This window comes from Curtobacterium sp. NPDC089185 (assembly GCF_040685235.1).
Taxonomy (GTDB): Bacteria; Actinomycetota; Actinomycetes; order Actinomycetales; family Microbacteriaceae; genus Curtobacterium; species Curtobacterium citri.
Map to the genome: position 1 here is coordinate 68,228 of NZ_JBFBHK010000006.1, position 23,712 is coordinate 91,939.

At 73.2% G+C, this 23,712-nt stretch carries 24 protein-coding genes; 10 read left to right on the plus strand and 14 right to left on the minus strand.

What is annotated here, in order from left to right; all coding sequences use genetic code 11:
- Positions 1-25: 25 nt before the first annotated feature.
- The 4 genes from AB0N84_RS08280 to AB0N84_RS08295 all read right to left on the minus strand — a co-directional run bounded on the left by AB0N84_RS08280 (position 26) and on the right by AB0N84_RS08295 (position 4,436).
- Complete coding sequence (locus AB0N84_RS08280; protein ID WP_223246470.1) at positions 26-1,120, minus strand: hemolysin family protein; 1,095 nt, start codon at positions 1,118-1,120, stop codon at positions 26-28.
- Positions 1,117-2,502, minus strand: a complete 1,386-nt coding sequence (locus tag AB0N84_RS08285; protein WP_363545143.1) for a hemolysin family protein — start codon at positions 2,500-2,502, stop codon at positions 1,117-1,119. Before AB0N84_RS08285 ends, AB0N84_RS08280 begins: the two co-directional genes overlap by 4 nt.
- Before the next feature lie 216 nt (positions 2,503-2,718).
- Positions 2,719-3,801 carry an NADH:flavin oxidoreductase/NADH oxidase gene (locus AB0N84_RS08290; protein ID WP_363545146.1) on the minus strand — a complete coding sequence of 361 codons (1,083 nt, stop codon included), beginning with the start codon at positions 3,799-3,801 and terminating at the stop codon, positions 2,719-2,721.
- Positions 3,798-4,436: an HAD family phosphatase gene (locus tag AB0N84_RS08295; protein WP_363545149.1), complete on the minus strand. Its 639-nt coding sequence runs from the start codon at positions 4,434-4,436 to the stop codon at positions 3,798-3,800. The genes AB0N84_RS08290 and AB0N84_RS08295 overlap by 4 nt, the downstream gene beginning before the upstream one ends.
- 24 nt (positions 4,437-4,460) lie before the next feature.
- On the opposite strand from AB0N84_RS08295, the gene AB0N84_RS08300 reads away from it, so the two are divergent.
- The gene (locus AB0N84_RS08300; RefSeq protein WP_363545152.1) at positions 4,461-5,321 is read left to right on the plus strand and encodes an ADP/ATP-dependent (S)-NAD(P)H-hydrate dehydratase; all 861 of its coding nucleotides are present in this window, start codon (positions 4,461-4,463) and stop codon (positions 5,319-5,321) included.
- 128 nt (positions 5,322-5,449) lie between these two features.
- Here AB0N84_RS08300 and AB0N84_RS08305 read toward each other — a convergent pair whose 3' ends face one another.
- Positions 5,450-6,163, minus strand: a complete 714-nt coding sequence (locus AB0N84_RS08305) for a YceI family protein (RefSeq protein WP_363545155.1) — start codon at positions 6,161-6,163, stop codon at positions 5,450-5,452.
- A 61-nt stretch (positions 6,164-6,224) separates the two neighbouring features.
- Here AB0N84_RS08305 and AB0N84_RS08310 point away from each other — a divergent pair, with 61 nt between their 5' ends.
- Both AB0N84_RS08310 and AB0N84_RS08315 read left to right on the plus strand, forming a co-directional pair.
- Positions 6,225-7,502: a hypothetical protein gene (locus AB0N84_RS08310; protein ID WP_289458907.1), complete on the plus strand. Its 1,278-nt coding sequence runs from the start codon at positions 6,225-6,227 to the stop codon at positions 7,500-7,502.
- Positions 7,499-7,807: a thiamine-binding protein gene (locus AB0N84_RS08315; protein ID WP_069710711.1), complete on the plus strand. Its 309-nt coding sequence runs from the start codon at positions 7,499-7,501 to the stop codon at positions 7,805-7,807. The genes AB0N84_RS08310 and AB0N84_RS08315 overlap by 4 nt, the downstream gene beginning before the upstream one ends.
- 56 nt (positions 7,808-7,863) lie before the next feature.
- On the opposite strand, the gene AB0N84_RS08320 is transcribed toward AB0N84_RS08315, so the two are convergent.
- Complete coding sequence (locus AB0N84_RS08320) at positions 7,864-8,043, minus strand: hypothetical protein (protein WP_069710712.1); 180 nt, start codon at positions 8,041-8,043, stop codon at positions 7,864-7,866.
- A gap of 163 nt (positions 8,044-8,206) precedes the next feature.
- On the opposite strand from AB0N84_RS08320, the gene AB0N84_RS08325 reads away from it, so the two are divergent.
- Complete coding sequence (locus tag AB0N84_RS08325; RefSeq protein WP_182047637.1) at positions 8,207-8,386, plus strand: hypothetical protein; 180 nt, start codon at positions 8,207-8,209, stop codon at positions 8,384-8,386.
- Between the two features lie 30 nt (positions 8,387-8,416).
- Here AB0N84_RS08325 and AB0N84_RS08330 read toward each other — a convergent pair whose 3' ends face one another.
- The gene (locus tag AB0N84_RS08330) at positions 8,417-9,412 is read right to left on the minus strand and encodes an AraC family transcriptional regulator (protein ID WP_363545160.1); all 996 of its coding nucleotides are present in this window, start codon (positions 9,410-9,412) and stop codon (positions 8,417-8,419) included.
- 382 nt (positions 9,413-9,794) lie between these two features.
- Between AB0N84_RS08330 and AB0N84_RS08335 the strand changes: the two genes are divergently transcribed.
- On the plus strand, positions 9,795-11,060 hold the full coding sequence (locus AB0N84_RS08335; RefSeq protein WP_363545163.1) for an MFS transporter: 1,266 nt from the start codon (positions 9,795-9,797) through the stop codon (positions 11,058-11,060).
- Positions 11,061-11,177: 117 nt separating this feature from the next.
- On the opposite strand, the gene AB0N84_RS08340 is transcribed toward AB0N84_RS08335, so the two are convergent.
- The 6 genes from AB0N84_RS08340 to AB0N84_RS08365 form a co-directional block, all read right to left on the minus strand.
- Positions 11,178-11,849 (minus strand): response regulator transcription factor, encoded by a 672-nt coding sequence (locus AB0N84_RS08340; protein ID WP_069710716.1) that lies wholly within the window; start codon positions 11,847-11,849, stop codon positions 11,178-11,180.
- 201 nt (positions 11,850-12,050) lie between these two features.
- Positions 12,051-13,373: a hypothetical protein gene (locus AB0N84_RS08345; RefSeq protein WP_182047584.1), complete on the minus strand. Its 1,323-nt coding sequence runs from the start codon at positions 13,371-13,373 to the stop codon at positions 12,051-12,053.
- Positions 13,370-14,527, minus strand: a complete 1,158-nt coding sequence (locus AB0N84_RS08350; protein WP_069710717.1) for an ATP-binding protein — start codon at positions 14,525-14,527, stop codon at positions 13,370-13,372. The genes AB0N84_RS08345 and AB0N84_RS08350 overlap by 4 nt, the downstream gene beginning before the upstream one ends.
- A gap of 176 nt (positions 14,528-14,703) precedes the next feature.
- On the minus strand, positions 14,704-15,903 hold the full coding sequence (locus tag AB0N84_RS08355) for a homoserine O-acetyltransferase (protein WP_363545168.1): 1,200 nt from the start codon (positions 15,901-15,903) through the stop codon (positions 14,704-14,706).
- Between the two features lie 73 nt (positions 15,904-15,976).
- Positions 15,977-17,308 carry a bifunctional o-acetylhomoserine/o-acetylserine sulfhydrylase gene (locus AB0N84_RS08360; RefSeq protein ID WP_289458902.1) on the minus strand — a complete coding sequence of 444 codons (1,332 nt, stop codon included), beginning with the start codon at positions 17,306-17,308 and terminating at the stop codon, positions 15,977-15,979.
- Positions 17,309-17,476: 168 nt separating this feature from the next.
- Positions 17,477-18,574: an acyltransferase family protein gene (locus AB0N84_RS08365; protein ID WP_289458901.1), complete on the minus strand. Its 1,098-nt coding sequence runs from the start codon at positions 18,572-18,574 to the stop codon at positions 17,477-17,479.
- Between the two features lie 124 nt (positions 18,575-18,698).
- Between AB0N84_RS08365 and AB0N84_RS08370 the strand changes: the two genes are divergently transcribed.
- The 5 genes from AB0N84_RS08370 to AB0N84_RS08390 all read left to right on the plus strand — a co-directional run bounded on the left by AB0N84_RS08370 (position 18,699) and on the right by AB0N84_RS08390 (position 22,214).
- Entirely contained in the window at positions 18,699-19,493 is a 795-nt protein-coding gene (locus AB0N84_RS08370) for an SDR family oxidoreductase (RefSeq protein ID WP_182047579.1), read from the plus strand.
- A gap of 140 nt (positions 19,494-19,633) precedes the next feature.
- Positions 19,634-20,167 (plus strand): phosphoribosyltransferase, encoded by a 534-nt coding sequence (locus AB0N84_RS08375; protein ID WP_223246471.1) that lies wholly within the window; start codon positions 19,634-19,636, stop codon positions 20,165-20,167.
- Positions 20,164-20,883, plus strand: coding sequence for a Type 1 glutamine amidotransferase-like domain-containing protein (locus tag AB0N84_RS08380; RefSeq protein WP_289458900.1), 720 nt, complete (start codon positions 20,164-20,166; stop codon positions 20,881-20,883). The genes AB0N84_RS08375 and AB0N84_RS08380 overlap by 4 nt, the downstream gene beginning before the upstream one ends.
- Positions 20,884-20,887: 4 nt before the next feature.
- Positions 20,888-21,568: a uracil-DNA glycosylase gene (locus AB0N84_RS08385; RefSeq protein WP_289458899.1), complete on the plus strand. Its 681-nt coding sequence runs from the start codon at positions 20,888-20,890 to the stop codon at positions 21,566-21,568.
- Positions 21,569-21,608: 40 nt separating this feature from the next.
- Positions 21,609-22,214 carry a GNAT family N-acetyltransferase gene (locus AB0N84_RS08390; protein ID WP_182047576.1) on the plus strand — a complete coding sequence of 202 codons (606 nt, stop codon included), beginning with the start codon at positions 21,609-21,611 and terminating at the stop codon, positions 22,212-22,214.
- Positions 22,215-22,785: 571 nt separating this feature from the next.
- Here the strand turns inward: AB0N84_RS08390 and AB0N84_RS08395 are convergent.
- Complete coding sequence (locus AB0N84_RS08395) at positions 22,786-23,496, minus strand: FCD domain-containing protein (RefSeq protein WP_363545175.1); 711 nt, start codon at positions 23,494-23,496, stop codon at positions 22,786-22,788.
- Positions 23,497-23,712 lie beyond the last annotated feature (216 nt).

The following is a 23,712-nucleotide window of genomic DNA, read 5'->3' on the forward strand; positions in this document are numbered from 1 at the left end:
CCTCCCGTTCTCCACGTGGCGGGGTCTACCGCCGTCGGGTCGCGTCCTCGACGGTGCCGACGAGTTCCTCGAGGATGTCCTCGAGGAACAGCACGCCGACGGTGCGGCCGTCCGCGTCGAACGCCCGCGCCACGTGCCGCCCGGCTGCCCGCATGGTCGCCAGGGCGTCCTCGAGGTCCATGTCCGTGTACAGCGAGATGAGCTGCCGGATGCGCTTCGGCGGGACCGGCACGTCGAACTCGTCGGGCCGCAGGTCGATGACGTCCTTGACGTGCACGTAGCCCGTCGGGTCGCCGTCCTCGGCCACGAGGACGTACCGCGAGAAGCCGCGCTGGGCGACGGCCCGCTCGACGTCCTCGGGGGTGGCGTCCTCCGGCAGGGTGACGAGGTCGGACATCGGCACGGCGACGTCGCGGACCTTCTTCTCCGTGAACTCGAACGCCATCGCGAGCTTGCCGTCGTCGGTCAGGGTGCCCTCGCGACGCGACTGCTCGACGATCGTCTGGACCTCCTCGACCGTGAAGGCGCTGACGGCCTCGTCCTTCGGCTCGACCTTGAAGAGCCGCAGGACGCCGTTCGCGACCGAGTTGAGGCCGACGACGACCCAGTGCAGGCCGTGGCCGATGTACCAGAGCGCCGGGACGAGCACGAGCGCGGCGCGGTCCGGCATCGAGAACGAGATGTTCTTCGGGACCATCTCGCCGAACACCACGTGCAGGAACGACACGAGCAGCAGCGTGAAGACGAACGCGACGATGCCGATGACCTCGACGCTCCAGCCGGTCAGGCCGAGCGGGACCTCGAGCAGGTGGTGGATCGCCGGCTCCGACACGTTCAGGATGAGGAGCGAGCAGACCGTGATGCCGAGCTGCGTGGTGGCGAGCATGCGCGTGGCGTGCTCCATCGCCCAGAGCGTCATCTGCGCCGCCTTCGACCCGGCCTCGGCGCGCGGCTCGATCTGCGACCGTCGGGCCGAGATCACGGCGAACTCCGCGGCGACGAAGAACGCGTTGCCGAGCAGCAGGACGACGAGCCAGAAGATGCCCCACCAGTCTGAACCGGCGGGACCGGACTCACCGGCGGCGAGGACCAGGCCGTCGTGCACGGACGCGGCGCTCATCGGGAGCCTTCCTTCGTGGCGGGGATGATGATCCCGGTGGCCGGGCGCTGCGCGGTGGCGGTGCTGCCGGTCGGCGTCGGGTCGGGGTGGGTCGGGGTCCAGCGGATGCGGTCGACACGGCGACCGTCGAGGCGTTCGACGCGGAACACGCCGTCCTCGAGGGCGATCTCGTCGCCGACGACGGGCAGTCGACCGAGCGTCGACATCACGAAGCCGCCGACGGTCTCGTACGGGCCGTCCTCGGGGACGGTGACGCCCGCGCGGTCGGCCAGTTCGTCGGGGCGGAGCAGGCCCGGGAACGTCAGCCACCCGCGCGACCGGACGACGTCGATGCGCGCGCGGTCGTGCTCGTCGGACACCTCGCCGACGATCTCCTCGACGAGGTCCTCGAGCGTGACGACCCCGGCGGTGCCGCCGTACTCGTCGACGACGATCACCATCTGGTAGCCGCGGCTGCGGACCTCGGCGAGCAGGGTGTCGCCCGGCATCGTCTCGGGGACGCGCTCCGCCTCGGTCATGAGCGCGCCGACCGGCACCTCCGGGCGCTTCTCGCGCGGGACCGCGACGGCCTGCTTGACGTGCACGATGCCGACGACGTCGTCCGCGTCCTCCTCGATGACCGGGAAGCGGCTGAAGCCGGTGCGGCGGGCGAGGGCGACGACGTCCTCGGCGGACTCGGACACGCGGATCGTGGAGAGCCGCGGACGCGGGGTCATCACGTCGCTGGCGCTCAGCTCGGAGAACGCGATGGTGCGCTGCAGCAGCGTCGCGGTGTCCTGTTCGAGCGAGCCCTCGGACGCCGAGCGGCGCAGCAGGGAGCTGAGCTCCTCGGCGCTCCGGGCACCGGACAGCTCCTCCTGGGGCTCGATGCCCATCGAGCGGAGGACGGCGTTCGCGGTGCCGTTGAGCAGGGCCACGGCGGGCTTGAACACGGCGGTGAACGCGATCTGCAGCGGGACCACGAGCTTCGCGGTCTGCAGGGGGAGCGCGAGCGCGAAGTTCTTCGGCACGAGCTCACCGAGGATCATCGACAGCAGCGTCGCGATGACGAGCGCGACGATCGAGCCGACGGTCTCGACGATCGCCTCGGGCAGGTCGAGCGCGAGGAACGGGGCCTCGAGCAGCGTCGCGATCGACGGCTCCAGCAGGTAGCCCGTGAGCAGGGTCGTCAGCGTGATGCCGAGCTGGGCGCTCGACAGGTGCGTCGAGGTGACCTTCAGCGCGCCGATGACGGGGGACAGGCCGGACTCGCCGCGGTCGCGTCGGGCCTCGACCTCGGCGCGGTCGAGGTTGACGAGCGCGAACTCCGAGGCGACGAACACGCCGGTGCCGAGGGTCAGCAGGATGCCGCCGACCAGCATGACGACGTCGACGGGACTCATTCTCCACCTCCCGACGCACGGGAGGAGGGGCTGCTCACCGAGTGAGCGCCGGATGAGTGGGAAGGCGAAGAGGAATTCGGAGGATCGTCCACAGTGAGGAACATGGTAGCGGCTGGAGGCAGGGGAAGCCGAGAGGACGTACAGGAGCCGACCCGCGCCTCCCGCCCGGTGCGGTGACCGCGGACGGGAGGCACGGGTCGCCCCGCGCGGACCGGCCTACGCCGTGACGCGGGCCCGGTGGTACTGCTGCGGTTCGTAGTCGAGGGCGACGCCGAGCTCGGCGGCCGCGCGCAGCGCGAACGACGGGTCGCGGAGGAACTCGCGCCCGACCATCACGACGTCGGCCTGCCCGGTCGCCACGACCTGCTCGGCCTGGAACGCGGTGGAGATCATCCCGACCGCGATCGTGCCGATGCCGGCCTCGCGGCGGACGGTCTCGGCGAACGGCACCTGGTAGCCGGGTCCGACCGGGATCGCCGCCCGCGCGACGTTGCCGCCGGTCGAGACGTCGGCGAGGTCGGCGCCGTGCTCGGCGGCCCAGCGGGCGACCTGCACGACCTCGTCGACCGTCAGGCCGCCGTCGGTCCAGTCGGTCGCCGAGAAGCGGACCACCACCGGGTAGCCCTCGCCGACCTCGGCGCGGACCGCGTCGACCGTCTCGAGGAGCGCACGGGCGCGGTTCTCGAGCGAGCCGCCGTAGCCGTCCGTCCGGTGGTTGCTCAGGGGCGAGAGGAACTGGTGGAGCAGGTAGCCGTGGGCCGCGTGCAGCTCGACGAGGTCGAAGCCGGCCTCGACGGCGCGGCGCGCGGCGGCAGCGAAGGCCAGTGCGACGACGCGGATGTCCTCGGGTTCGAGCTCGCGCGGGGTGGCGTACCCGTCGAAGGCCTCGGCGGACGGGGCGACGGTCTGCCAGCCGCCCTCGGACGCGGGGACGCTGCCCTGCACGTCGTTCCACGGGCGGTACGTCGAGGCCTTGCGCCCGGCGTGCGCGAGCTGGATGCCCGCGGCGGCGCCCTGCGCGTGCAGGAAGTCGACGATCGGCCGGAAGGCGTCGCGCTGCTCGTCGTTCCACAGCCCGACGTCCTGCGGCGTGATCCGGCCCTCGGGCACGACGCCCGCAGCCTCGACCACCACCGCGCCCGCGCCGCCCTTGGCGAACCCGCCGAGGTGCACGAGGTGCCACGCCGTCGGGACCCCGTCCTGCTGCTCGACCGAGTACTGGCACATCGGCGAGACCCAGAGTCGGTTGCGGACGGTGAGGTCGCGGATCGTGATGGGTTCGAACAGGGCGTGCGTCACGCGGGTGCTCCTTCGGCGGTCCGTGCCGCCAGCTCCTGCAGGAAGGTCCGCAGCGCGGTCGGCGACGTGTAGTGGTGGCCGACCGCCCCGATCGCGTCCGCGCCGGCGGCGTTCTCGGCCCTGTTGTCGACGAACACCATCTGCTCGGGCGCGATTCCCAGCCGCTCGCACGTGGTGCGGTAGACGGACGGGTCGGGCTTGAGGACGTGCTCCTCGGCACTCACGACGACCGTCTCGAACAGCGAGCCCATCGGCGATCGCCGGTACGGGTCCCCGAAGTCGAAGCCGGCGTTCGAGAGCATCGCCAGGCGCGTACCGGCGTCGTGGAGCTCCTCCACGACCGCCAGGGTCTCCGGCTCGACCTCGAACCACCCCGTGAAGTCGACCGACCAGAAGCGGTGGACGTCGGTCACCGTCCAGGTGCGCCCGGTCCGGGCACCGATGGCCCGCCAGTAGTCGAGGACCGACAGGTCGCCGCGGTCCAGGTCGTGCCGGAGCTCCTGGTAGACCGGCAGCAGCTCGTCGGCCGGCACCGCGGTCATCGACACGAGGGTGTCCCACGCGCCGTGCGGCGTCCTGCTGATCACCTCCCCGTAGTCGAAGACCACCACGCGACCGGGCAGGAACAGGCTCATGCGCTCCACCGTAACGTGGCGGTCGTGAACGACTCCGTCCCCTTCGCCCCCGCAGACGCCGCCGCCTGGACCACCGCCCCGCACGGCGAGTCCACCAAGTACCGACGCGGGGTCCTCGGCGTCGCGACCGGTTCGGACCGCTACCCCGGCGCCGCCGTCATGGGCGTCGACGCCGCCGTCCACACCGGCGTCGGGATGGTCCGGTACGTCGGTCCCGCACGGGCGACCGACCACGTGCTGAGCCGTCGACCCGAGGTGGTCTCGGGCACGGGACGCGTGCAGACCTGGCTCGTCGGGTCGGGGATCTCCGCCGGGTCGCTCGGCGAGCTCGACCCGGCGACGGCGGCGGCGTTCGGGCACGCGTCCGAGGACGGGGTTCCCGTCGTGGTCGACGCCGGCGCGATCCCGCTCGTCGACCTCGGGCCGCTCGCGGTGCTGACCCCGCACGCGGGGGAGCTCGCGCCCGTGCTCGACACCTCGCGCGAGGACGTCGAGGCGGACCCGGCGGCAGCGGCGCTCCGCGCGGCCGAGCGCACCGGGAGCGTCGTCCTCCTGAAGGGGTCGGCGACGCACGTGGCGACCCCGGACGGCTCGGTGCGGCTCGTGGCGACCTCGGCGACGCCGTGGCTCGCCGCCGCGGGGGCCGGTGACGTGCTCGGCGGGGTGCTCGGTGCACTCGTGGCGACGCGGCAGGGCGCCGCGGAGGCCGACGGGTCGTCGCTGTCGCCGTCGGACCTGGCGCACCTCGCCGCGACGGCTGCGGTCGTGCACGGACTCGCGGCACGCCGGGCGTCCCGCGGCGGTCCGTTCACGATGACGGCACTGATCGAGCAGCTGCCCGGTGTGGTGCGGGACCTCGTCGTCGAGGGCGACGCGCGGGGGTAGCCGGCGGGGCGGTGTGCGGCGCAGGGTCTGCGACGTCGCGCGCGTCGATCGACACGTGCGGTGTCGCACGGTGCGTGCGCACATGGTTCGTGCGCCGGCGGTGGGTCGCGTCGGGACGCGGGGTCGCGTCAGGAGGCGGGGGTCGCGTGCACCAGGAACTCGACCGCGCCGGCGTCGTCGACCTTGACGAAGCCGAGGTCGGGCGCCTGCACGCCGAAGTCCGAGAACGTGATCGGCACCGAGCCGGAGACGTCGACGCCGTCGCCGCTCAGGCCGACCTGGAGCTCGGCCCGGACGGCCTTGGTGACGCCGTGCAGGGTCAGCTCGCCGGACGCCTCGACGGTCGTCGTGCCCGAGCCGCTCGGCACGGCGTCCGCGACCGGCTCGGTGAGGGTGAACGTCGCCTCGGGGAAGGCCGCGACGTCGAGGGCGGAGTCGCGGAAGTAGGAGTCGCGCTGCGCCGAGTCGGTGGCGATGTCCGCGACCTGCACCGTGACGGTCGCCGCGGTGATCGCGCTGCCGTCGACCGTCGCGGAACCGCTGACGCTGTCGGTCCGACCGGTGACGGTGACGTCGGAGCCGTTGAGGACCTCGTGCACGCGGTACCCGGCCTCCGAGTCACCGCCGATCGCCCAGTCGCCGGACAGGTCCGCGGCGTCGAGGGTGGACGGGGCGCGGCTGGCGGCGACGGAGGGTGCCGCCGACGCCTTCGCGTTCTCGTTCGACGAGTACACGTTCGTCCCGACGGCGACGCCGACGACGGCGAGCACGGCGACGACGAGGACGACACCGGCCCAGACGAGGGGCTTGCGGCTGCGGGGGCGCTGCGGTTCGGGGGTCACGAGCAGAACGGTGACACGTCCTCCTCAGGAGTGGCTGGCAGTTCCCCGCTACGCTCGTCCGGTGCAGAGGTCCCGGTGGGTCGGCGTCGTCGGGTTCGCCCTGGCGTTCCTGCTCGTGCACGGCCTGCTCTGGTGGCTCGCCACGACCGTGCCGAACCAGCCGTTGGGCGACGTCCTCATCACGTACCGGCGCTGGATCGAGGTCGGGCGCGTCGACCACTCGTGGGTCGGGGTCGACACCGACTGGGTGTACCCGGTGTTCGCGATCGTGCCCATGGCGGCGGCCGCGCTCGGTGGGACGGCCGCGATCGGCACCGGGTGGCTCGCGCTCATGGTGGTGCTCGACGCCGTGGCGTGCGCCTTCCTCTGGCGCTTCCGCGCGTCCGGCGTCCGCGTCGTGTGGTGGTGGCTGCTCTTCTTGCTCGCCCTCGGCCCGATCGCGCTCGGACGCATCGACACCGTGGCGACCGCGCTCGCCCTGGTCGGCGTCGCCTTCGTCGTGACCCGGCCCGCGGTGGCCTCCGCCCTGTTCACCGCCGCCGCGTGGACCAAGGTCTGGCCGGCCGCCCTGGTGGGCGTGCTGCTCCTGCTCCGACGCGGGCACCGTGGGACGGTCGTCGCCGGCGCCGCGGTCGTCACCGGCCTGGTCGTCCTGGTCGACGTGCTCTACGGCGGCGCGCCCCACCTGCTGTCCTTCGTCGGCGAGCAGAGCGACCGTGCGCTGCAGATCGAGGCGCCGCTCGCCACGCCCTTCATGTGGGCGGCGGCGCTCGGCGTGCCGGGCGCAGCGGTGTACTACGACCGCGAGATCCTGACCTTCGAGGTGTCCGGTGCTGGTACCCATGCCGCCGCGGCCCTCTCGACGCCGCTCATGGCCCTGGTCGTGCTCGGCGGGGTGGCTGCCGCACTCCTCGCCGTCCACCGCGGTGCCCGCCGGGCCGAGGTCGGGCCGGTGCTCGCGCTGCTGTTCGTCGCCGCGCTCATCGCCACGAACAAGGTCGGGTCGCCGCAGTACGTCGGCTGGTACGCGGTGCCGGTGGTGTGGGGGCTCGTCGCCGGTCGTCCGAGCGCCCGTCGATTCCTGCCCGTCGCGATCGGTGTGCTGCCGATGGCCGTGCTGACGCAGGTGATCTACCCCGGCTACTACGACCAGCTGCTCGCGGTCGAGCCGTGGATCGTCCTCGTGCTCACGGTGCGCAACCTGCTCGAGGTCGCGGTGCTCGTCTGGGCGGTCGTCGTCCTGGTGCGTCTCGGGCCTGGGTCCTCGCACCGCCGCGCCGACGCGGGGGAGGCGCGGTCGGCGCGGCGGGACGTCGCCGGGGGCAGGATGGACGCATGATCGTCGCGTTCTCCCTCGCCCCGTCCGGTGGTCCCAGCGCAGCGTCGGACGGCTCCGTGCACGACGCCGTGGCCGCCGCGGTCCGCGTCGTCCGGGAGTCCGGGCTGCCGAACCGCACCTCGTCGATGTTCACCGAGGTCGAGGGGGAGTGGGACGAGGTCATGGACGTCGTCAAGCGGGCGACCGAGGCCGTCGCCGCGTACGGCACCCGGGTGTCGCTGGTGCTCAAGGCCGACATCCGCCCCGGGCACACCGGCGAGATCGACGGCAAGCTCGAGCGGCTCGAAGCGGCGCTCGACTCGTAGCGCCGGATTCGTGGCGCTCGACTCGTCGCGCGCGCCGACCGGCGTCGATCCGTGCGTCAGGGGTACATGCGACCGTTGTTGCGGTCGCGTTCCGCCTGCCGGAGCGCCTCGGCGATCTCGGGGTCGCTCCCGTCGTAGCGACGTGACCGCGAACCGAGGTCGGTCAGGTGGTGCATCCACAGCCACAGGCCCACCGCTGCGAGCACCACGATCCCGGTCACGATCCACCACCCCATGTCGGGCAGCGTACGCGAACGAGCGCGTCGAGTGCAGGCACGCTGGGAGGTACGCGACACGCCGGAGGCATCCCGTCGATGTCGGTGGGCGGGTGTCTCATGGTGCGCACCGGGCCGCACTGCGCAGCTCGACCACGGTGACTGCGACGACGAGGAGTGCCACATGATGCACGACGGCTGGTGCCCGGACTGCGACCTGCAGACGGTCGTCATCGACTCCGACGAGCAGGGTGACGGTGCCTGGGCGACCTGCACCGAGTGCGCGGCCGGGTGGGTCCACCGCGACGAGGTGCCCGAGATCGCACCCCGGGCCGCCCGCTCCGTGGAGCGTCGCGCGGCCTGACCGCAGAGTCGCACCCCACCGGCACGACCGTCAGGAACGCCGAGCGCGCCGCAGCGTCTCCGACGGCAGCTCGCCGAACCGCTCGCCGTACGCGCCGGCGAACCTGCTGACGTGCAGGAAGCCCCAGCGCGTGGCGACCTCGGTGACGGTGACGCCGTCGGGGGCCGCGGTGAGCAGGTCCTCGCGGACCCGTTCCAACCGCAGCCGTCGCAGGTACGCCATCGGCGTCGTGTCCAGCGACCGTCGGAATCCCTCCTGGAGGCTCCGGACGCTCGTGCACGCGGCGGCGGCGAGCTCCCCGACGGTCCACGGCCGCGCCAGGTCGTCGCGGAGGTGTTCGACGGCCCGGGACACCGATCGGGCACCGGACCCGCCCCGCGGGACCGCGAGCGCAGCCGAGTGGTCGTGCGGCTGCCCCAGCAGCAGGCTGTGGAGGAACACCTGCTCGAGGGCCCGCACCGCGAGCGGGTGGGCGAGCGGGCCGTCGGACCGCCCGGAGGCCTCCTCGACCAGGCGGAGTGCCTGGGTCACGGCGCGGCCGCCCGCGGTGTCGAGGGCGAACGCGGGGTCGAACTCGATCGGGTCGGACACCGGAGCGTCCAACAGGAGCTCCAGTTCCGTCTGCAGCTCCTGTCGCGGGATCATCACCGCGACCTGTGCGAACCAGTCACTGCAGTCGAGGTCCACCGGGCGCCCCGGCATGAAGACCCCGGCCGTCTGCTCCGAGCCGTGCAGTGCCGGGCCGCCTGCTGTCCGTGCGGTCATCCGTGCCTGCACGGGTACGTCGAGGTGGTACTCGACGGGCTCGGCGGTCCGGATCCGGACGGCCTCGCGGAAGCGCATGTACCCGAAGGTGATCCGTCCGACGCGGAGTGCGTTGAGGTGCATGCGGACGGCGGGGGAGCGGTCCGCCGACTCCACCTGCACGGGGAGGAACACCTCGCTGAGCGCCGCGGTCGCGTCGTCCGCGGTCGTCGTCGCCGCCACGGGGTGGGACGCGAACAGTTCGGCAGGTCGCCCGGTCATGCGGCGACTCTACCCAGTGGGATCCGGTCGACCGAGCGCCGCGTCTCGCACATCGACGGTGTTCCCGCGCTCGGCGGATGGCGATGGGCCCGTGCCGGTGCACGCGGCCGGGTCCCTGCGGTCGGGCAGGCGTCGAATCGATTCGGCCAGTCGCCTTCCGTCGACGGTTTGGAGCGGTCTACACTGCTCTGACCGGGGCACCAGGACGTGGTCCGGTCGTTCGACGCCGAACCGGACCGTCCCTGCGCGCAGCCGCACCGGGCGATGACCTCGCGCGACGCACGAGGAACGGTCCCCGCGCGTGGTGACACGCGTGCCCGGCCGGTCCGCAGGCCGGCGTTCCGGAACCCAGCTCCGCTCCTCCCGTCAGAGAACAGGTCGCATGACGCTCACCACCCCGACGCAGCGCGCTCTCGCGCTCATCGCCCTCGCGCTCGGCGGCTTCGCCATCGGGTCGACCGAGTTCGTCGCGATGGGACTGCTGCCGAACATCGCCGAGGCGCTCCTGCCGACGCAGTACGCCGCCGACCCGGCAGCCGGCGTCGCGCACGCCGGGTGGCTCGTCAGCGCCTACGCGCTCGGCGTGGTGGTCGGCGCCCCGACCATCGCCGCGATCTCGGCGACCTTCCCGCGCAAGGGCCTGATCCTCGTGCTCCTCGTCGGCTTCGTCGTCGCGACGATCGCGAGCGCGGTCCTGCCGAGCTTCGGCCTCGTGCTCGTCGCCCGGTTCGTGGCCGGGCTGCCCCACGGTGCGTACTTCGGCATCGCGTCGATCGTCGCGGGTGAGATCATGGGTCCGGGCAAGCGCGGCAAGGGCATCGCGATGGTGATGCTCGGGCTGTCGATCGCCAACGTCGTGGGCGTCCCCGCGATCACCTGGATCGGGCAGAACGCCGGCTGGCGGATCGCCTACGGTGTCGTCTCGCTGCTGTTCGTGCTGACGTTCCTCGCCGTCGCCGCCTTCGTGCCGCGCAGCGCCGCCGACGCGCACGCGACCATCGGCCGGGAGCTCCGGGCCTTCCGGTCGCCGCAGGTCTGGATCGTGATGGGCCTCGGGGCCGTCGGGTTCGGCGGGTTCTTCGCGGTCTACTCGTACATCTCGCCGCTCGTGCAGAACGTGACCGGGCTGCCCGAGTCGGCGGTGCCGCTCGTGCTCGTGGTCGTCGGTCTCGGCATGGTCGTCGGCGGTGTGCTCGGCGGACACCTCGCCGACCACAGCGTCAAGCGCACGATCTACATCGGCATGCTCGCGCTGATCGGTGCGCTGCTCGTGACCGTCTTCACGGCGCAGTGGGTCTGGGGCGTGTTCCTCGGGGCGTTCCTGCTCGGCGCGACCTCGTCGGCGATCCCGCCGGCGGTGCAGTCGCGGCTCATGGACGTCGCCGGTGACGCGCGCACCATCGCAGCGGCGCTCAACCACTCGGCGTTCAACATCGGCAACTCGCTCGGTGCGGCCCTCGGCGGCGCGGTCATCGCGGCCGGGTTCGGCTTCCTGGCACCCGCGTGGCTCGGCATCGTGCTCGCGCTGCTCGGGCTGCTCGTCACGATGGTGAGCTACGGCGTCGAACGGCGGACGGACCGGCGCACGGCGCTGCGGTCGTCCTCGCCGTCCACCGGCCCGATCACCGCGCCGGTCCCGACGGTCTGAGGCGCCCGGCCGCGGCGACCGGTCGGCGGTAGGCGCGTCCACACGACGGACGGGAGGCCCGTGGCGGTGTCGCCACGGGCCTCCCGTCCGTCGTGTGGTCCGGTACCGGACCGACCGCTACAGCCCGACGGGGCTGCCGTCCTGCACGATGATGCCGTCGGTGATCGCACGCTTCCGCAGCGCGACCTTCGTGCCGACGTCGAAGCCGGCGACGCGGTACTTCTCGCGGATGCGCTTGAGGTAGCTCTTGGCGGTCTCCTCGGAGATGCCGAGCTGGTAGGCGACGCTCTTCACGGGCTCGCCACCGCCGTAGAGCGCCATCACGCGACGCTCCTGCGCGCTGAGCTTCGGGACACCGCCGACGTCGCCGCTGTTGATCGCCAGGTCGAGCTCCGCGGACACGTACTGCTCGCCGCGCTGGGCGGCACGGATCGCCTCGACGATCATGTCGGCGTCCTCGCTCTTGACGAGGTAGCCGAGGGCACCGGAGGCCAGGGCCTCACGGACGACGTTCGGCTCCGAGTACGTGCTCATGACGACGGTCTTGACGCCGGCCGTCTTCAACGTCGAGATCTTCAGCGAGACCGGGATCGAGTCCTTGAGGTCGAGGTCGAGCAGGACCACGTCGACCGGGAACGCGGGGCTCGTGAGGAGCTCCGGCCAGGTGGTCACCGCGGCGACGAGCGTGATGTCGTCCGCGGCGCTGCGGATCCACTCGGTCAGCGCGCCGAGCAGCATCCGGTGGTCGTCGACGAGTGCGAGTCGGATCGGTTCCTCTGGAGTCGCCATCAGGCGTCCTTTCTCGAAGGAGGTGCGGGGCCGATCCTAGGTGGACGGGCCGTTCTGGTCGGGCAGGTGGAGCGGGTGTCCGGCAGATCGGGCCCGGCCGGTCGGTGGTGCGGGTCGTGCGGTGTGACTGGTCGTGCGGCGGTGCCGGTCGTGCTGGTGCTGGTCGTGCTGGTGCGGTGCCGTCGCGGGTCGCGGGTCTCGCTACATCGTCGGGTGTCGGTCGACGACGCAGTGGGACACGATGTGGAGGACCCCGTCGCGGACGGAGTCCGTGTACGGGCCGACGCGCTGCAGGGCACTCCACGCCGTCGGTCCGAGTCGGCGGCGGGGGACCCCGCGGGACTCGAACACGATCGGCACGTCCATCCGCTCGTCGGAGACGGGGTGACCGTCCGAGCCGATGGGCCCGAGCGTCACGGAGACGACCGGGGAGCCGGGGTGGTTCGGACGGCCGTCCCCGACCATCTGCCAGAGCGCCTGCAGCAACCCGTCGCGCTGCGCGGGGGTCAGGTGCCCGGCGAGCGACTGCGGGTCGGCGACGCTGACGGAGCGTCCCAGGTGGTCGGACTCGGTGATCGCGTGGTACAGCCAGGTCTCCCGGCGCCCCTCGATGAGGTGCAGCCGGAGCTCGGTGGCCAGGGATGCGGCGACCGACGCGGAGGCGTCCGAGAGCGGCAGTGGGTCGGACCCGTTCGCGACGGCGTCGAGGAGCTTCTCCGCGGCCAGGTCGAGGCGGGCCAGTTCGTCCGAGGCGAGCATGCCGACCGCGAACTGCGGCGCCTGCACGTTGCTCTGCACGAGCACCCGGTCGAGTTCGCGCTGGACGAGCTGGCGGAACCGGTGCACGACGTAGAGCGCGAGCGACGGGGGGACGACCACCAGGGCGAGCAGGGACACGATCCCGGGCAGCGTGTCCGACGTGATCGGGGTGGAGAGGACGGCGACGACGGCGAAGGCGATGCCGAGCACGGCGATCGCGGCCGCGACCTCGCGGGCGGGACGCAGCGCCGCGACCGGGAGCAGTGCGAAGCCCGCGGCGACGGCCGCGCTGACCGAGTGGGCGATGTCGTGCTCGGGGAAGATCCCGATGAAGTCGAGCGTCACGACACAGGCGAGCACGGCGCAGATCAGGCCGAACGCGGTGCCGGTCAGGCGTTCGCCGTAGGTCATCAGGCTCAGCCCGACGCCGACCGCGGCGACCAGGTAGAGCGCCCACGCCGCGGCGGGGAGCCAGGGGTTCGCGTACTCGGGCAGTCGGGCGACGAAGAACACCAGTCCCGCGACGGCCTCGATCGCGGCGAGGACCGCCGCGCCGAGCCCGAGGTAGCCGGCGCCGAGCGAGGCGCCCGGCTTCGCGGCCTGCCGCAGCGACCGCGCGCCCGTCGAGGTCGAGGGGAGTCCGCGGGCCTGACGCCGCTCGCTCCCGCGGTAGCGCTCGCGGGCCTCGCGCCGGGTCCGTGGTGCCTGCTGCACGGTGTCGCCGGGCAGTCCGCGGCTGATGGTGTCCTCGGGGACGCGGGTCATCGGGGTGCCTCCAGGACGACGGTGGTGCCCGATCCCGGGGCGGAGAACAGCTTGGCGTCGCCGCCGACCTCGCGGAGCCGGCTGACCACGCTCTCCTTGAAGCCGAGGCGTTCCGCGCTGACCGCGTCGAGGTCGAAGCCGACGCCGGAGTCCGTCACCATCGCGCGGACGGTCTCCTGGTCGTGCACGATCGTGACGTGCGCCTCGCCGACGCCGGCGTGCCGACGGACGTTCTCCAGGCACTCGCCGAGCGCGAGGAGGAACGCGTCGAGCACGTGCGACGGGAGCAGGACCTGGCCGGTGCCGTGCCAGCTGACCTCGAGCCCCATCCGGCCGAAGCGCTGCTTCACCGACTCGAGGGTCTGTCCGAGGGGGGACTCCTCCTCGCGGGTGAGGGAGTAGTCGCCGGACTGCTGGGGCTGCGGGGTCGCGCCGAGGCGGAGGTGTCGGAGCAGCCTGGCGTCCTCGGCGGCCTGCTCCCGCATGGCCTGCTCGGAGACGCCGACGCCCGAGTGCGCGAGGAGCGTGAGCGTCGCGAGCACGGTGTCGTGGAGGAGGCGTGCGCCCTGCCGGCGCTGTGCCTCGGTCTCGCTGGCCTGGCGTTCGGCGCGGTGGGCGGTGCCGATGCTCATGATGCGCCGGGCGACCCGGGGGATGCTCCGGGCGATCCACACCGACACGACCGCGACGAGCACCCAGCCGAGCACGACCCCGCCGGTCGCACCGGACAGGGGGCTGCCGGACGCCCACGCGACCACGCCGACCGCTGCGACGCCCGCGACGATCGTCATCGCGAGACCGACCGGGGTGCCCCGCTGCGCCATGAGCGGTGCGGACAGCGATCCGGCGGCGAGCGGCACGACGGCACTGGCCACGACGGTCCGCACGTCCGGGTCGGCACCGACGAGCAGGAGCGCGAGGGCGCCCAGCCCGGCGGCGAGCGCGAGGGCGGTCCACCAGACGGATCCGTTCGTGCCGAAGACGAGGAGGGCCGCGATGAGGACCGCGACGCAGGCGAGGCCGCCGAGGAGCGGCACGAGGGGGACGGCCAGCGAACTGACGATCCCGACGACGGAGACCAGGGCACACGTGACGCCGACGACACGGGTGGTGGACCGCAGCAAGCGGTCGCGTTCCTGTGCGATGAAGTCCATCGATGTCCTGGTTGGTGACGTCAAGCGGATGTGGAGCGGGTGTTCGGCGGGAAACCGAGCCCCCTTCAGGGGCCTCCGACGACATCATTCCACGAGGGGCACCCGTTGAGGGGTGTTCGGCGCGCTGCGGGATTCGGATGGCTGCGGGATCGTTACCGGGCGGAACCGCCTGCGGCTCAATCCAGGAGCCGCCGGAGGTGCGCCCCCACCGCCTCGTGCTCGATGAGGAACCCGTCGTGCCCGAACTCGCTCTCGAGCACCGCGGCGCGGTCGCCGTCGAGCGTGTCCGGGACGCCGGCCGCGATCCGGTGCTGGTCCTCGAGCGGGAACAGCCGGTCGCTCGACACCCCGAGCACCAGGGTCCGCGCCGTCACCCGACCGAGCGCCGCCGCGACCCCGCCCCGACCGGCGCCGACGTCGTGCGAGTCCATCGCGTGGGTGAGGGCGACGTACGACGCGGCGTCGAAGCGTCGTGTGAAGCGGTTGCCGTGGAAGTCGAGGTAGCTCTCCACCGAGAATCGTCCGTCGTCGCCGAGCGGGGAGACGTCGCTCTGCCACGACCGCGCGAAGCGTCCGTTCAGCTCGTCCGGCGCCCGGTAGGTCAGGAGCGCCATCCGCCGCGCGAGGGACAGCCCGCGGTGCGGACCCTCGCCCGCGTCGGCCTCGTGGTGGTCACCGCCGTTGTAGGCGGGATCGGTCTGGATCGCCGCGCGCTGGAGCGAGTTCGCCGCGATCTGGTCGGCCGTCGTCTGCGCGGTCGTCGCGAGGACGGCGAGCCGCTGCACCCGCGACGGGTGCGTGACGGCGAACTCGAGGGCGTGCATGCCGCCCATCGAGCCGCCGACCACCGCCGCGAACACGTCGATGTCGAGGAGGTCGGCGAGCTGCGCCTGCACGGCGACCTGGTCGCGCACGGTGACGAACGGGAACCGCGAGCCCCACTCGACGCCGTCCGGCGCCAAGGACGAGGGGCCGGTCGTGCCCTGGCAGCCGCCGAGCACGTTCGGTGCGACGACGAACCACCGGTCGGTGTCGATCGCGCGCCCCGGCCCGACGACGTCCCCCCACCACCCGGCGGTGCGGTGCCCGGGTCCGGGCGGGCCGGCGACGTGGGAGTCGCCGGTCATCGCGTGGAGGACGAGGACCGCGTTGTCCCGCGCTGCGTTCAGCTCGCCCCACGTCTCGTACGCCACCCGGACCGAGGGGATGCGGCCGCCGCGCACCCACTGCTCGCCGAGCGAGGCGAACCGCCGCGAGCCGGGGTGGTCGCCGGGGCGCCAGGCGCCGGTGGCGGGCGGCTTGCCGAGCGTCCCGAGCTCGGATCCGGGCACGAGGGTGGACGGGACCGAGTCCTCGGGGATCGTCTGCCAGTCCATCGCGTCCAGTCTGCCGGGAGGCGCGCCCCACCTCCGCCGTGTTACGTCACCCCTGCTCCGCCCGGCCGGGGCGTCAGGCGCGCTGGCCCTCCTGCGAGACGGCCCGCGCCGCAGCGAGCCCCGCCTCGAGGTCGGCACGCAGGTCCTCGACGTTCTCGATGCCGACCGACAGCCGCACGAGCCCAGGGGTGACCCCCGTGGTCAACTGCTGCTCGGGCGTCAGCTGCGAGTGGGTCGTCGACGCCGGGTGGATCACGAGCGAGCGCACGTCGCCGATGTTCGCCAGGTGCGAGAACAGCCGCAGCTCGTCGACGAACGCCCGCCCGGCGGACACGCCGCCCTTCAGCTCGAAGGACAGGACCGCACCGACGCCCCGGGGCGCGTACTTCGTCGCCGCGGCGTACCAGGGCGAGGTGGGCAGGCCCGCGTACGACACCGACGCGACGTCCGGGTGCCGGTCGAGCCACTCGGCGATCTCCTGCGCGTTCGACACGTGCCGCTCGATGCGCAGCGACAGCGTCTCGATGCCCTGCAGCAGTGCGAAGGCGGTGTCCGGCGAGTTCGACGCGCCGAGGTCGCGGAGCAGCTGCACCCGGGCCTTCACGACGTAGGCGAGCTCGTTGCCGACGGCCTGCGCGAACACGGCACCGTGGTACGAGGGGTCGGGGGAGTTGAACTCCGGGAACCGCTCGGCGTGCTCCGACCAGGCGAAGCGGCCGCCGTCGACGATGACGCCGCCGATCACGGTGCCGTGACCGCCGAGGAACTTCGTCGCCGAGTGCACGACGATGTCGGCCCCGTGCTCGAAGGGCCGGATGAGGTACGGCGTCGCGATCGTGTTGTCGACGATGAGCGGCAGCCCGGACTCGTGCGCGACGCTGCTGACGCCGGCGATGTCGAGGACGTTGATGCGCGGGTTGCCGATCGTCTCCGCGAAGAACAGCTTCGTGTTCGGTCGGACGGCGCGGCGCCACTCCTCGAGGTCGTCCTGGTCCTCGACGAAGGTCGTCTCGATGCCGAGCTTCGCGAGCGTGTACTTGAACAGGTTGTACGTGCCGCCGTAGATCGACGACGAGGACACGATGTGGTCGCCGGCACCCGCGATGTTGAGCACCGCGTAGGTCTCCGCCGCCTGGCCGCTCGACACCAGGAGCGCGCCCGTGCCGCCCTCGAGCGCGGCGATCCGCTGCTCGACGACGTCGTTCGTCGGGTTCATGATCCGCGAGTAGATGTTGCCCGGCCGCGCCAGCGCGAAGAGGTCGCGGGCGTGGTCCGAGTCCTCGAACACGTACGAGGTCGTCTTGTAGATCGGCGTCGCCCGCGCGCCCGTCGTCGGGTCGGGCTGCGCGCCGGCGTGGACCTGCGTCGTCTCGAACCGCCAGGCGGCGGCGTCGTTCGTGCTCATCGGTGCTCCTGTCGGGTCCTGGCGGTCGTCGGGTCGCGGGTGTCGGCCGGGAGGCCCGGTGCGGCGCTGCGACGTCCGTCACGGTACGCAGGTGACCGGCCGGGCACCAGCGCGCCCGCCGCACGACGTAACGCGCGCGCCGGACGTGGGCCGCGCCTCCCGTCCGGGTCAGCGGCCGGCGACGTCCCGGCGGAACAGCCAGTCGACCCTCGGCTCGAGCAGCCACCGCATCCCGCGCCGCACGAACGGCTGCGCCAGGAACAGGCTGACCGCGCAGGCGACCGCGACCATGAGGAGCACGTACGGCCAGGCGGAGTGCTCGCCGGCCAGGATCCCGGACTCGCGGATCGGGTAGAGCACGAACGTGTGGAGCAGGTAGACGGACATCGTCGCGGCGCCGAAGCGGGTGATCCAGACCGTGCGGCGGGGGACCAGCAGCAGGAACGACGCCGTCAGCAGCGTCGCCAGCAGCACCAGGCCGAGCCGCACGCCACCCGCCCACCAGGCGTCCTCGCCCAGGCCCGAGTACGAGTCGTCGTAGAAGAACCAGTGGTGCAGGTCGAAGTCCGCGAACTGCGGGATGAAGAGCAGGCACGCCGCGGCCCACGCGGCGAAGACCGCCGCGGCCGCGACGCGGACCCGGACGACGGTGCGCCGCGGGGCCTCGTACCAGCGGTCGAAGACGCCCCACTCCTTGACCTGCCAGCCGAGCAGGAAGAACGGCAGCAGGCTGATCGCGCGACCGAGCGAGAACGTGGAGTCGACGTTGTCGAGGTACCCGACGCCGACGCTCAGCGCCAGGGCCCAGACGAGCGGCCACCGCAGGATCGCCAGGTACGGCAGGATCAGCCGGAAGATCCCGAGCGCGAGCAGGAACCACAGCGTCCAGGTCGGCTTCGTCGGGTTGAACTCCTTGCCGCCCTCGACCACGGCCTGCACCACGGTCCAGATCGTCTGCATGACGATGTACGGCACGACGATGTCCGTGAAGGTCCGACGCATCCGGGCGGCGGTGGGCGTGGCTGCGGACGAGAAGTACCCGCTGATCACGCCGAACGCCGGCATGTGGAAGGCGTAGATGAACGTGTAGAGCGCCAGGGCGTGCTCGCTGCCGGCCGTCTGTCGCTGGATCGCGTGGCCGACGACCACCAGGGTGACCGCGACGAAGCGCGCCGTGTCCCACATCGGGATGCGGCGGGGCGCGCGGCCGGGCTCGAGCGGCGTCGCCGGGGCCGCGGGCGCTGGGGGAGCGGCGTCCGTCGTCATGGTCGGTCACGGTACCGGACGGCACGCTCGGCGGTCCGGGCCGGGCCCGCCCGCTCGCCGGGCCGGGCCGCGCCGGCCCGCTCGCCGGATCGGTACGGTGGGAGACCGACACCCTGGAGGACCCATGCCGTCTCGTCCCGACACCACCGAGCGCCTCGCCGTCGTCACCGGCGCGAGCTCCGGCATCGGCGCCGCCACCGTCCGGCTGTTCCGCGCGCACGGGTGGCAGGTGCTCGCCGTCGCCCGTCGGCTGGAGAAGCTCGAGGCGCTCGCCGCGGAGACCGGTGCCCAGGTGCTGGTGGCCGACGTGACCGACGCCGACGCGGTCGCGGCGCTCGCCGAACGGGTCGACGGGCTCGGCGGCGCCGACGTCCTCGTCAACAACGCCGGTGGCGCACTCGGCTCGGCGAGCGTGGAGGAGTCCGACGTCGACGACTGGCGGGCGATGTTCGAGGTGAACGTCATCGGCACCAAGCGCGTCACCGCCGCGCTCCTGCCGCAGCTCCGCCGCCGTGCGACGACCGCGGGTGTGGCCGACGTCGTCACCGTGACGAGCACGGCCGGCCACGTGGCGTACGAGAACGGCGGCGGGTACAACGCCGCGAAGTTCGCCGAGCACGCCCTGGTCGCCGCCCTCCGGCTCGAGCTGAACGGCGAGCCGCTCCGCGTGGTGGAGATCGCCCCGGGTCTGGTGAAGACCGACGAGTTCGCCCTCACGCGGTTCCGTGGGGACCGCGAGAAGGCCGCCGCCGTCTACGCCGACGTGCCGGAGCCGCTGGTGGCCGACGACGTCGCCGCGGCGATCGTGCACGCCGTCGAGCTGCCGGCGCACGTCAACCTCGACCTGGTCACCGTGCGGCCCGTCGCCCAGTCCGCCCAGCACAAGCTCGCGCGCGGACCGCTCACCCCGCGCAGCTGAGCGCGGCCGCCCGGCACCGCGGCACCGGTCGGTGCAACGGCCGCTGCCGGTGCGCGGGTCGAACGAGCGCGGGCGTCCCGGCACGCGCGGCGGTGGTGCACGGGTCGCGGCGGCGGGGTCCCTGCCGGTACCGTGGGCGGATGCCGATCAGCAGCGAACCCGGGTCAGCCGCACAGGCTCCCTCGACCGTGACCGTGACGAGCGGGCCCGAGGTGCTCGGTTGGCTGGAGTTCGGCGACGCCGCTCGGCTGCTCGCCAAGGACGTCCTGTCGTCCGGCTTCGAGCCCGAGGTCGTCGTGGCGGTGGCCCGCGGCGGGCTGATCATCGCCGGCGCGGTCGCGTACGCGCTCGGCACCAAGGAGTGCGGCTCGATCAACGTCGAGTTCTACACGGACGTCGAGCAGCGCCTCGAGGAGCCCGTCATCCTGTCGCCCGCGCTCGACGCCCCGAGCCTCGCCGGCAAGCGCGTCCTGGTGGTCGACGACGTCTCCGACTCGGGCCGCACGCTGCGCCTGGTCGTCGACATCATCCGCAACGCCGGAGCCGACGTCCGGAGCGCCTGCCTCTACTCGAAGCCCGGCACCGTGCTCGAGCCCGACCACGTCTGGCGCCGTGTCGACGGGTGGATCACCTTCCCGTGGAGCGCCCTCGCACCGGTGACGGCCGAGTCGTGAGCATCCACCTCGTCGGCGGCGGGCCCCTCGTCGCCGCGGACGTCGCCGCGCCGTTCCTCGCCGAGGCCACCGCCCGTTCCGCCGCGGTCGGGCGGAGCGTGCCCCGCATCGCCCTGCTCTCCGTGGCCGGCGCCTCCGGTGCCTCGCCGTCGTCGACCGCGGACATCGCCGAGGCCCTCGGCGGCGCTCGACAGGCCGAGGTCCTGGTGACCGAGGTCGCCCCGGGCGAGGTCTTCGCCACGACCGTCCTGAGCGACGTCGACGCACTCGTGGTGGGCGGCGGCGTCACCCCGCACTACCTCGAGGCGATCCAGCCGCTCGTCGACCAGATCCGGCTGCTCGTCTCCGACGGCCTGCCGTACCTCGGGTACTCGGCGGGCGCGATGGTCGCCGCCGACCGTGCCCTGGTGGGCGGCTGGCGCATCGGTGGCGTCGAGGTCTGCCCCGAGGAGGCCTCCGAGGGTCTCGACGAGGTCGAGCTGCGCGAGGGCCTCGGGCTCGTCGACCTGACCATCGACGTGCACGCCGTGCAGGCCGGCACGCTCGCCCGGCTGATCGCGGCGGCCGAGGCCGAGTTCGTGACCGCCGGGCTCGCCGTCGACGAGGACACCGCGCTGGTCGTCGGCGAGGGTGCCCTCGAGGTCCGCGGCACCGGCAGCGTGTGGCGCGTCGTGGCCGGCGACGAGACCGTCTCCGTCGCCACCATGGGCGCCTAGGCGCGTGCGGCCCCGTCCGCTCGCCGAGCTCGTCGACCCCGGCTGGGCCGAGGCGCTCGCGCCCGTCGAGGACGACGTCCACCGCATGGGTGACTGGCTCCGCGAGGAGGTCGCCGCCGGCCGGCACTACCTGCCCTCGGGGGAGAACGTGCTCCGCGCGTTCACGCAGCCGTTCGCCGACGTGAAGGTCCTCGTCGTCGGGCAGGACCCGTACCCGACGCCCGGCAACCCGATCGGGCTCTCCTTCGCGGTCGACCCGCACGTCCGACCGGTGCCCCGCAGCCTGGCGAACATCTACCGGGAGCTGCACGACGACCTCGGCGTGACGCCCCCGGAGCACGGTGACCTCCGGGCGTGGTCCGAGCAGGGCGTGCTGCTGCTCAACCGGGTGCTGACCGTCGAGGCCGGAGCTGCCGGCAGCCACCGCGGCAAGGGGTGGGAAGCGGTCACCGACCAGGCCGTCCGCGCGCTCGTCGCCCGTGGCACCCCGCTCGTCGCCGTGCTCTGGGGCGCGCAGGCCGCCTCGGTCCGGCCGCTCCTCGGTGACACCCCCGTGGTGGCGTCCGCGCACCCGTCGCCCCTGAGTGCGTCGCGCGGGTTCTTCGGCAGCAAGCCGTTCTCGCAGGTCGACGCGCTGCTCCGTGCGCAGGGTGCCGAGCCCGTCGACTGGACGCTGCCCGCCTGACCGCGGTGCCGTCGGGGTGGTGGACAGTAGGCTCGGTCCCGTGCTCGAGGAGGAATACCAGCGCCGGCGTGTCCTGCCCCGCCACCTGCGTGCGCCCGTGGCCGCCGAGGCGGCGTTCACGTACACGATCCGTGCCGCCGAACCGCGGGACCTGCCCGACGTCCGCGAGATCCACACGCACTACGTCCGGAACTCGTCGGTGACCTTCGACCCGTCCGCCTTCACCTTCGCCCGGTGGAAGCAGCGCTACGACGAGGTCCGTCGCCGAGGCCTGCCGTTCCTCGTCGCCGAGAACCCCTCGGGCCAGATCCTCGGCTACGCGCTCGTCGACCCGTGGAACCCCCGCGACCGGTCGAACCACGTGGTCGAGGACTCGATCTACCTCGGTGCCGCCTCCGGTGGCAAGGGGCTCGGCCGGGCGCTCATGGAGGCGCTGCTCGACGAGTGCCGCGCCGCCGGCGTCCGGGAGGTCATCGCCGTCATCGCCGACCGCCAGGCCGAGGCCTCGATCCGCCTGCACGAGCGGCTCGGCTTCGAGGAGGTCGGCCGCATGGGGAAGGTCGGCTTCAAGTACGACCGCTGGCTCGGCACCGTGACGATGCGGCTCCGTCTGCGCGGGCCGCGGCTCTTCCGCTCCCGGCGCTGACGCCGGGAGCGGCGCGGGACTCCGCCGTCGCCGCGAGACGCCGCCGAGCGCGGCGAGACGCCGCCAGGCGTGCGGCGTCTCGGCTCCCTGGACGGCGTCTCGCGTCGACGCCACGGTCTCGCGTCGTGACCCACGGGCGGACGGGAGGCACGGGGCCGGGGCCACCACGCGCCTCCCGTCCGCCCGTTCCTTCCCATCTCGCGTGCGGTGGCTGGTGGGATCGGGCATACCTGGTCGATCGGAACGACCAGGTACTCCCGGGACGCCCAGGTACGTCCGGAACGACCAGGTACGCCCGGAACGACCAGGTACGCCCGGAACGACCCGGCGCCCGGTCCGCGCAGCACGATCCGGCACGGGAGGCGCGGGCCGGGCCCGCCACGCGCCTCCTGTCCGCCCGTTCCTTCCCATCACCCGTGCGGTGGCTGGTGGGATCGGGCATGCCTGGTCGATCGGTACGACCAGGTACTCCCGGAACGACCAGGTACTCCCGGAACGACCGGGTACTCCCGGAACGACCGGGTACGCCCGGAACGACCCGCGGGCGGCGGGCCGTCGCCGGCGGACCGGGTCAGGACCCGGGCGCCTCGGCGATGAACTCGTCGCGCGTGACGCGCAGCAGCGCCGTGGCGGCCGTGCCCGCGGCCGCGGCGTCGCCGGCGACGACCGCGAGCGCCACCGCCTCGTGCCGGACCGCCGCGTCGAGCGTCCAGCGCGTGATCGTGTCCCGCGACTCCGAGGTGCGGGTGCGCAGGAGCGCCTCGACGGTGCCGGCGAAGTGGGCGAAGACGGCGTTGCCCGACCCGGTGAGGAGCGCACGGTGGAAGCGGACGTCCGCCTCCAGGTAGGCGCGACTGTCCTCGCGCGCGCAGGCGTCCAGCATGGCGCGGGCTGCCTCGAGCACGGCGGCGCCGGCGGCGGGTCCGCCCCGCACCTCGGCCGCGAGGGCCGCTGCCACGGGTTCGACGCCGAGCCGCAGTTCCAGGAGTTCCCGCTGCTGCACGAAGTACGCCGGCGACGCGCCGCGCCACCGGATGACCGTCGGCGCGAGGAGCTCCCACGAGGTCGTCGGGAGGACCTGGGTGCCGACGCGCTGCCGGGGCTCGACGAGGCCGAGCGACTGCAGGACGCGCGAGGCTTCGCGGACGACCGACCGCGACACGCCGAACTCGGACGCGACCAGCTCCGGCCGGACGACCGCCCCCGGGGCGAGCACCCCGTCGACGATGCGCTGCCCGAGGGTCTCGAGCACGTGGGCGTGGAGCCCGCGGGCGGTGGTCATCGTTCCTCCGGTTGTGCGGTGCAGGACGTCGGACGCGCCGGTGTGACGCGGTCTCCATCGAAGCGGCAGACTGCGCCGCAGGGCGGGTGCCGCGCGGCACATGGCAGTAGAGTCTGATTTGTCAGATTATTCGGGACGGGCGTTGCGCGCGACCGTCTCGGGCCTCACGACACCCACACGAAGGCGACGGAGCCGCGAAGCGGCGGCTCCAGGAAG

Bases quoted from the DNA above. Each gene is read 5' to 3' on its own strand.
- AB0N84_RS08335 (WP_363545163.1), top strand. From the start codon at position 9,795: ATGACGCTCACCACCCCGACGCAGCGCGCTCTCGCGCTCATCGCCCTC.
- AB0N84_RS08345 (WP_182047584.1), bottom strand. From the start codon at position 13,373: ATGACCCGCGTCCCCGAGGACACCATCAGCCGCGGACTGCCCGGCGAC.
- AB0N84_RS08370 (WP_182047579.1), top strand. From the start codon at position 18,699: ATGCCGTCTCGTCCCGACACCACCGAGCGCCTCGCCGTCGTCACCGGC.
- AB0N84_RS08365 (WP_289458901.1), bottom strand. From the start codon at position 18,574: ATGACGACGGACGCCGCTCCCCCAGCGCCCGCGGCCCCGGCGACGCCG.
- AB0N84_RS08325 (WP_182047637.1), top strand. From the start codon at position 8,207: ATGATGCACGACGGCTGGTGCCCGGACTGCGACCTGCAGACGGTCGTC.
- AB0N84_RS08285 (WP_363545143.1), bottom strand. From the start codon at position 2,502: ATGAGTCCCGTCGACGTCGTCATGCTGGTCGGCGGCATCCTGCTGACC.
- AB0N84_RS08320 (WP_069710712.1), bottom strand. From the start codon at position 8,043: ATGGGGTGGTGGATCGTGACCGGGATCGTGGTGCTCGCAGCGGTGGGC.
- AB0N84_RS08375 (WP_223246471.1), top strand. From the start codon at position 19,634: ATGCCGATCAGCAGCGAACCCGGGTCAGCCGCACAGGCTCCCTCGACC.
- AB0N84_RS08315 (WP_069710711.1), top strand. From the start codon at position 7,499: ATGATCGTCGCGTTCTCCCTCGCCCCGTCCGGTGGTCCCAGCGCAGCG.
- AB0N84_RS08395 (WP_363545175.1), bottom strand. From the start codon at position 23,496: ATGACCACCGCCCGCGGGCTCCACGCCCACGTGCTCGAGACCCTCGGG.
- AB0N84_RS08355 (WP_363545168.1), bottom strand. From the start codon at position 15,903: ATGGACTGGCAGACGATCCCCGAGGACTCGGTCCCGTCCACCCTCGTG.
- AB0N84_RS08280 (WP_223246470.1), bottom strand. From the start codon at position 1,120: ATGAGCGCCGCGTCCGTGCACGACGGCCTGGTCCTCGCCGCCGGTGAG.
- AB0N84_RS08340 (WP_069710716.1), bottom strand. From the start codon at position 11,849: ATGGCGACTCCAGAGGAACCGATCCGACTCGCACTCGTCGACGACCAC.
- AB0N84_RS08350 (WP_069710717.1), bottom strand. From the start codon at position 14,527: ATGGACTTCATCGCACAGGAACGCGACCGCTTGCTGCGGTCCACCACC.
- AB0N84_RS08360 (WP_289458902.1), bottom strand. From the start codon at position 17,308: ATGAGCACGAACGACGCCGCCGCCTGGCGGTTCGAGACGACGCAGGTC.
- AB0N84_RS08330 (WP_363545160.1), bottom strand. From the start codon at position 9,412: ATGACCGGGCGACCTGCCGAACTGTTCGCGTCCCACCCCGTGGCGGCG.
- AB0N84_RS08295 (WP_363545149.1), bottom strand. From the start codon at position 4,436: ATGAGCCTGTTCCTGCCCGGTCGCGTGGTGGTCTTCGACTACGGGGAG.